Here is a 7,296-nt window from a genome sequence, read left to right on the forward strand (position 1 = left end):
CAGCTGTTTCAGAGACTACCTATACAAGTTTATATGATGATAAGCTATACTTCACCACAGTCCTTAAAGCCGGCGAGGGGCGGTTGTTTAAGATACAAACTTTAGGCAATCCAAGAAGCTTAACGGATTATGATGTGTGTCAGGGCGAATACCATTATAATAGTACTGTCACAATATCCAGTTCGGATACGATTAGTTTTAAATGCCCTTCAATTTTAACTTTCCCTCAACACGACACGCTAATCATCAATGGCGGATTGTTTACCACCGGTTGCGATACAGGTGATAGTCTTGGCTTAGTTGCTTTTGCTGCTGAAACCACAACTGTATCTTGGAAAGGACTTCTATTTTCGGGTTCATCAGCTGTTGGTGAATTGCATTACTGCCGGATTGATGATGTTGATACATTAGGATACAATATTACAATTGATGATAGTGCTTATGTTGATATTCGGAATTCAACTATAAAGGGCACTAAATCAGGTATTAAAATTTCAAGCTCGGGTAAACTAAAGACGGAAAATTGCATATTTCAGGATGGAAAAAGTGGGATATATAATTCTTCTGGAGATTCATTATGGGTTTCAGATTGTGAGTTCTCTGATTATGTAGAAGCTGGACTTAAATCTGAAAATGGTTTTGTTGAAGTTTCCAATTGTGACTTTGTAGATATTGAAACATATGGTATGGAAATTTCAGACACAAGATTATCAGCATCATACTGTAATTTTGATTCAATAGAAAATTACGGCATTTATACCGATAGTAGCAAATCTGTGATTGATAATTGTGATTTTACCTGGTGTGAAGATTATGCTATTTATATAGATGGTCATCTTTCCGGTTCTAATGATTCAAATGAAATAACTAATTGCAGCCTTCAAACAGCTGAGGATTCAGTCTTAACTGGTTCGCAATATGGGATTCGAGTAGATGATAATAATAGTATTCGAATCTCTGATAATCAGATTAAGAATTATGAGCAAGGCGATATTAAGCTTAGCAATTCGAACGCTGATGTTATTGGTGATTCAATTGTCAATTGTACAAATTACGGAATTTACGCTTATAATTCCGATGCTGATATTAAGGATTGCATAATAGATACAGTGAATACAGGAATCTATTGCAATGGTGTGCACCGATTCAGGATAAAAACCATAACGATTATAATAACTTTCGATATGATCCTTCAGATAACATGATTCGTTGTAATTGTCCCAGCTGATCCGATCTACAAAACTGAAACCATCAATAAGGCTAACCGATATCTTAGCGCCAAACTCAACATTAGCTTTGGCAGCCTTTGATTTCCTCACAATTGGCGGAAATGGGCACAAATCAGGCACAAAAAAATCCCGAAAATCGGGATATGTCTGCAGGGTTATTAGTAGCGGCGCAGGGATTTGAACCCCGGACACGAGGATTATGATTCCTCGGACAGAGTTTTAGCTAACCCATTGACAAACAGGCTATTACATTAACCCTCAAGGAATTAGCCTGATTTTGACCTACACTTTTCGACACCAGAAAACACCAGAGATATACCGGTGAGTGTTGTCGTATTGTTGACGCGGGAAATAGCGGCAGTGATTGCAGCGCAAATTAATACCGGGCCATCTCGATGATGACCCGGTTAGCTAATCCCCCCTTTAACCGATGAATCTTGTGGTTGGCGAGCCCCCCTGCGCCAACACGTAAAGCTTGCTTATTTCAAGAGCAGCATCTTCTTGGTTTCGGTGAATTCGCCGGCTTTAAGCTTGTAGAAATACATGCCGGATGGTTTGCTGTTTGCATTCCAGATTGCTTGATGGTAGCCGGCTGGCTGTTGTTTGTTAACAAGCGTTTCGACTTGCCGACCGAGGATGTCATAGATATCGATATTCACATGCGATTGTTTGGGTAGGTCGTAGGCGATGGTGGTGGTGGGGTTGAAGGGGTTGGGGTAGTTTTGGGAAAGGGAGAAGTCTTTGGAAATGTTGGTAGCGATATCATCAATACCTCCTCCAATTTCTGTGCCAGTGACCAAGACATGGTCAACATATACACCCTCAAAATTGTGGATACTGTAATCACTGACCATTCTAAATCCAACGTTAAATTGGTTCCCATTTATATGGTTTTCCATATTGTAGTGCACAAATGTGTGACAATCTGGCCATTCTGAATTCATACCATTTGTAACCACATCCGCATTAAAGTGCCACCACGTTCCGTCAGCCTTTCTGTATATTCCATAAGCATAATCATAGTCACCACCCGTCTCTAAATCCCATTTAATCTGGTAAGACCAAGTTATATTTTCATATCCGGTTACATCAATCCAATTCGAGGTTACCATCCATGCGTTCATATCATCTTCATAGTCGGTACATCCGATTTCTCCGTTGTCAGCGCACCAAATATGTTGTGACCCTTGGCATGGGTCTCCACATTGTACATCATCCCAATAGTCTTCGCCGCTTTCAGGATTAGCATCCCAGGCTTGCCAAGTGTTTCCAGGGAAATCACCCTCGAAATTATCTTGGAAAAGGATATCTGGACCTGGAGAATCTCCAATAATCACCATATCGTCGACCTTCCAATACCAATCGTAAGTTCCATGATATATAAATGCAATGTGTATACTCGAATTACCGTCCGCCGAATTAGGAAGTGGAACGGTTTTGGGAGTCCAATCATGGTCGTCTTCTTCGCTATCCCATCTAGCTATTGTAGTAAACGTTGGGTAAGACTCTTCCGTGGCGTATAACAGTTTGCAGTATTCGTCCCCATCATAATAGACATACTTAGACCAAAATCTAACAGCTATATTTTCAAAATTTGAACAGTTAACACCTGATGTCATATAAAGCCATTCCTTAATATCTGTACCTTGCCCGGCCTCGTCACTATTGCACCAAGCCCAATTGTTATTGTCTTCTTCTCGCCAAGGCCATAAATCTGGTCCTTCACTATAAGTTGCCCATCCTGAGGGCGGTACAGTGTTAAAGTTTTGTGAATAAATATCTTCTAACGCGATCGGATTGATCGGGGGGCCAGCCGGTTGTGCACCAACAAGAGTAATTTGCTCTCCAGGTTTTAAGGTTGATAAATCCGTAAAACCGTTTGATAAATAATGCTTAGCTTTTCCTATATCGGAATGCCTCTTGACCGTCTTATCCTCTACTTTCCCTTCGGTAACTGTCTTTTGAATTGGCTTATCCCTAATTTTATCGGGAGGGATTTTGAAAGACGTTTGAGCCATTTGTTTGTCGCCAGCCCCTTGTTTTTTAATCTGTTGATTTTTATGAAATTGCCCGGTTTCGCCTTTGGGGAATTGACTAATGTCATAAACCAAAATATCTTGTTCTTCTACTTCATCAGCAAAGCTAATTCCGGGAACTACAATAGTTGCGATGAAAAACAACATTGCGATTAGTAATAAATTTCTCATCCTCGTCTCCTCTTCTTAAGTTAATCTCCTCAAGTTTCAGCGCTTACAGCACCGAAACCCTGTTTTTGTTATCATCTATAAAGGAGATAGTTACTAAAGATGGGATTTGTAGAAAAAATGTTTATTTTTTTTCGGAAGCTCGCAATTCAGCTTCTGTTACCCAGCCAGAATCCGTCCAGTAGGTAACTCTGTTTTGCAAATCGTTGAGATATGTTGACCAATCAACAAGTGGAAGCTTGCCTTCCGCAACCAATGCATTACGAGTAGCAACAAAATTATCGCTCCGATTAATGCTAATAACACGAAATTTTTCATCAATATAATAGCTTAGCATTGCATCTGGATTTTTTGATTCGATAATATCAACTCGAATTACATTTTCCAACTCAAGCATTAAACGGCTTACTATGTTATACGATAACCGCGAAAATCTATTTACATCTGATCGCGGAAACAGGACATATGCTAACTGATTACCCCGTTTAACATTCTCCAGATCTAAATCGGGATCCGTATAAGGAGGTGATACCCCGCAGCATGAATCAATAGGCAGGGCAAATATGCAAGCTTGTTTCATGCGATTATTTGTATTTAAAAATAATAATACATCATCATTAACAGTTACACATCCTTGCACCAACCTACTTCCACAATATCCTGCATTAACATACCAACCCAGCATTTCGCCTTCAGTATTCCAAAGTTTTATATGTTCTCGAGCAGGATAGGATCGACCGATTTTTGAAATTATATAATTATTACCTTCAATTTCAGCAAAACTAAGATAAGTTGAATAATAAGCTAATTCAAGCGATATGTCTCCAGGGTATTCACCAAGAATAACACAATGGCGGCGGAACATTAGATCTCCAGTATGGTTGTATACAAAAAGATTAACATTGACATCGCTGGGGTTTAAGGTTTGCGGAAGAAATCCTATTTCATTTTTTCCATCTTTGTTCAAATCACCTATCTCGAATTTAGATTTTTCTGTATTTATTTCATAGTTATATTTTTTCGACCATAAAGAGACAGAATCACTGTTCATCACTTCAAACCCTGATTCTGTCGCCTGCAGATATTCAGGATTCCAGTCAAACCCCACCCACGCTTTCGGAAATATCAAACATATAATAAAGTATAGCAATGCCAATAATATTGGAATCTGTATCTTGGCGGCGCGGGTGTATTTCACCACCTTTTTGGTAATATACTGGCTCATGCAAACTTTTTCAGAGCGCAATACATTCAGGTCATCGATTATATCTACAAGATGACTATGCGCAATAAGCTGAAGCTTGCGGCGCGGGTATGTCTCCGACAGTTTATCAATATGCTTCTTAGAATCAAGATAACATTCTTCTGGTACTACTAAATATTTAACAGCTGAATAAAATGCACGTTCTACTTTAAGCTTCAACGATTCCATGTTGACAGGCAGGAGATTGCCCTCGCTGTCAATACTGCTGGTTAAGGCAATCTCGTTGGCGATAAATCTATCCTGACGGGTAATTTCTGTCTTTATCAATTGGGTATATGCAATAAGCCCCATCGCTAAGCCTATAGAATCACCGGTGAAAGTCTGCTGGCTGTTCTCAATAGAGAAGTGTGCACGATATGACCTTGCCGACTTGCTATTGAATCCCGTTTTTTTCAGTATCTCCCTGACCGCCTTAAGCGAATCATAAGCAACACCGATGAAGGGATCATCGGGAGTTTTAACCTGATTATCGAAAGCAACCGTGTCGGTCTCATCATTTATTTCGCGTAATTCCACAATACCACTAAGCGCTTTCAAACTACCCCGCGCCGCTTTTCCCTCGTGATTCTTCTCCACAAATAAGCAGAGGGTTTTATCATCATTTACACAGGCTCTCTGGGCTTCCCAACGCTGGTAAATATCCTGTAAGACTGTTGCTAAAAGTGGCTGTGTTGCCTTATAAAATTCAGCTAATACTCTCAGTGAATCATATGCTTCTAAGCCAGCTAAAATGTTATCATATGGTGGGGTAATACTTTCATCGATACCGCCAAGCATACAGCAAACAGGTATCGCATTTTCTATATCTCCGACATAAAACAATGTTGATGCCAATTTAAATGAGACAAGACGTAATTTTTGATCTATCCATTTATAACCAGAAGCGTTTGGCTGTAATTTATCAATCTTGAGAAGGATTTGTCGAAGATCAGAGAGTTCTTCAATTGTGAAATCAGATAATGTTTGCTCAGATACAAGGTTATTATAAACCGGAATGTATTCATCAAAATATGATTGATATGAAGGATTAGTTGCTGATGATTCAAATTTTGGCCAAAATTCCATCAAGCAAAGTAGTTGAAACTCCGGAATAATATGCTTCGATATGTCCGACTTGAGTCGAGCGAAATCCTTAGCGAATTGTAGTGGTGAGATACTCATTTATAGAACAGCCTTATATTAATTATATCATCCGAATCAATGATATCGAACGATACGGCTTCATCAGATTTGACTTTACAAAGCTTTGTTGTTTCTTTTTGAGAGATAACTATTTTAGTATTTGAAAACTCTATTTTGCCATCGATTTCGAGTATGCGAAGCGATATCTGTTTGCCTTCAGTTTTACCCATGAAACTGACTTTGATCTTGTCATGCTTATCAGTTTCTAAAACCATCTCTTTTGAGTATTCTGTTTTATCCGGGTCGTATGATAAAGGCTTGAGATCGAATACTGTATTGGGGAGCTTAATCTGCCACTTCAACTTATCATAATCTGTAGGAATATCATTTTCAAACTCTACAAGTCCGTTTTCATTGGTGATATATTCCTTATCCAAATCAGGAATTTGCACCATAACATAAGATACCAGCTTGGAATCATCGCTTATTAGCTGAAGATAATCTTTGCGTTTTTTAGAATCATGCATCACCCGAAGAACTATTTCCGGGTCTTCAGAATATAAAGTCGCCAAGTTTCTAACCGGCGGAATCGGTCTGTCCTGATTATCTGCTGCAAGCAAAAAATTATTGTCTGCTTTTTCTGATGATAGCAGCGAAAGCTCGATTGCATTAGCTCTTATAGCGTCATTGTACAGCCTGTCGGCAAGTTTTAACGCATTCGGCGGGATATTCTTAAGCCTGGCCTTAACCATTGAATCAACCAATATACGGTAATCCTCGCAAAATTCCCGACATAATTCGCAGGAATCTACATGTTTCCCGATTTCGTTCATTGAGTTGGAATTCAGTGTCCCCTCGACAAACGATACTAATTTATCTTTTTTCGGATGCACAGTTTATCCTCAAATTTATTCTTTACTTCTATAATAGTTACCAAAATATGGTTTTATAGAAATATTTATAAGATTTCTGAAGTTTTCTTCAGTTTTTTCAATGATTGTCTCGAAAACATATTTATAATCCTTCAAATATCGGGAATGTTCAGTTTTTGGCATAACTTCACGAAAATATTCAGGTAATAAATCGACATCAGAAGAATAAATCATGTCTGTTAAATATATATCAGCCGCCAAAATAAATCGCCGAGAGTCTTTTTCTGTGATTTTCTCTTTCTGAATGAATGATTGAAGAACATCTGTTTCGAGCCATAATAATGATTGTTTCTTGGCATTCTCAATCTCATTTTTGTATAATTGATAGTTCGCATCGGATAATCTCAATGGTCTTACGCCATCAAGTTCAACATACTTCAAGTTGATATTTATCATCGCGCTGATTAATTCATGTTTCTTAAGGCGGTTTTGCATATTTCCGTTTTCATTTAATATCTTAAAAACATTCAAACACCAATCACTTCGGTTCTTACTTAAAAAATAAGCCTCTTCCGTTAAAACAAGCAATTCATCATATGGAATAG

5 protein-coding genes and 1 pseudogene are annotated in these 7,296 nt (G+C 38.5%); 1 reads left to right on the plus strand and 5 read right to left on the minus strand.

All coding sequences use genetic code 11. The features are described 5' to 3' along the window. Positions 1-1,205 (plus strand): right-handed parallel beta-helix repeat-containing protein (locus J7K40_10005; GenBank protein MCD6162731.1); only part of this gene is annotated, 1,205 nt, incomplete at its 5' end. Here J7K40_10005 and J7K40_10010 read toward each other — a convergent pair. The 5 genes and pseudogenes from J7K40_10010 to J7K40_10030 all read right to left on the minus strand — a co-directional run. Beyond that, positions 1,137-1,325: pseudogene (locus J7K40_10010) on the minus strand (IS5/IS1182 family transposase). The gene J7K40_10005 and the pseudogene J7K40_10010 overlap by 69 nt on opposite strands. Positions 1,326-1,708: 383 nt before the next feature. Further along, positions 1,709-3,436 carry a T9SS type A sorting domain-containing protein gene (locus tag J7K40_10015; protein ID MCD6162732.1) on the minus strand — a complete coding sequence of 576 codons (1,728 nt, stop codon included), beginning with the start codon at positions 3,434-3,436 and terminating at the stop codon, positions 1,709-1,711. Positions 3,437-3,557: 121 nt separating this feature from the next. Then, a complete protein-coding gene (locus J7K40_10020; protein MCD6162733.1) occupies positions 3,558-5,762 on the minus strand; it encodes a hypothetical protein in 2,205 nt (734 codons plus the stop codon). A gap of 92 nt (positions 5,763-5,854) precedes the next feature. Further along, positions 5,855-6,712 (minus strand): hypothetical protein, encoded by an 858-nt coding sequence (locus J7K40_10025; protein ID MCD6162734.1) that lies wholly within the window; start codon positions 6,710-6,712, stop codon positions 5,855-5,857. A 15-nt stretch (positions 6,713-6,727) separates the two neighbouring features. Then, positions 6,728-7,296, minus strand: a 569-nt coding sequence (locus tag J7K40_10030) for a hypothetical protein (protein ID MCD6162735.1), incomplete at its 5' end; no start/stop codon positions are given.

It is taken from the genome of Candidatus Zixiibacteriota bacterium (assembly GCA_021159005.1).
Classification (GTDB): domain Bacteria; phylum Zixibacteria; class MSB-5A5; order UBA10806; family 4484-95; genus JAGGSN01.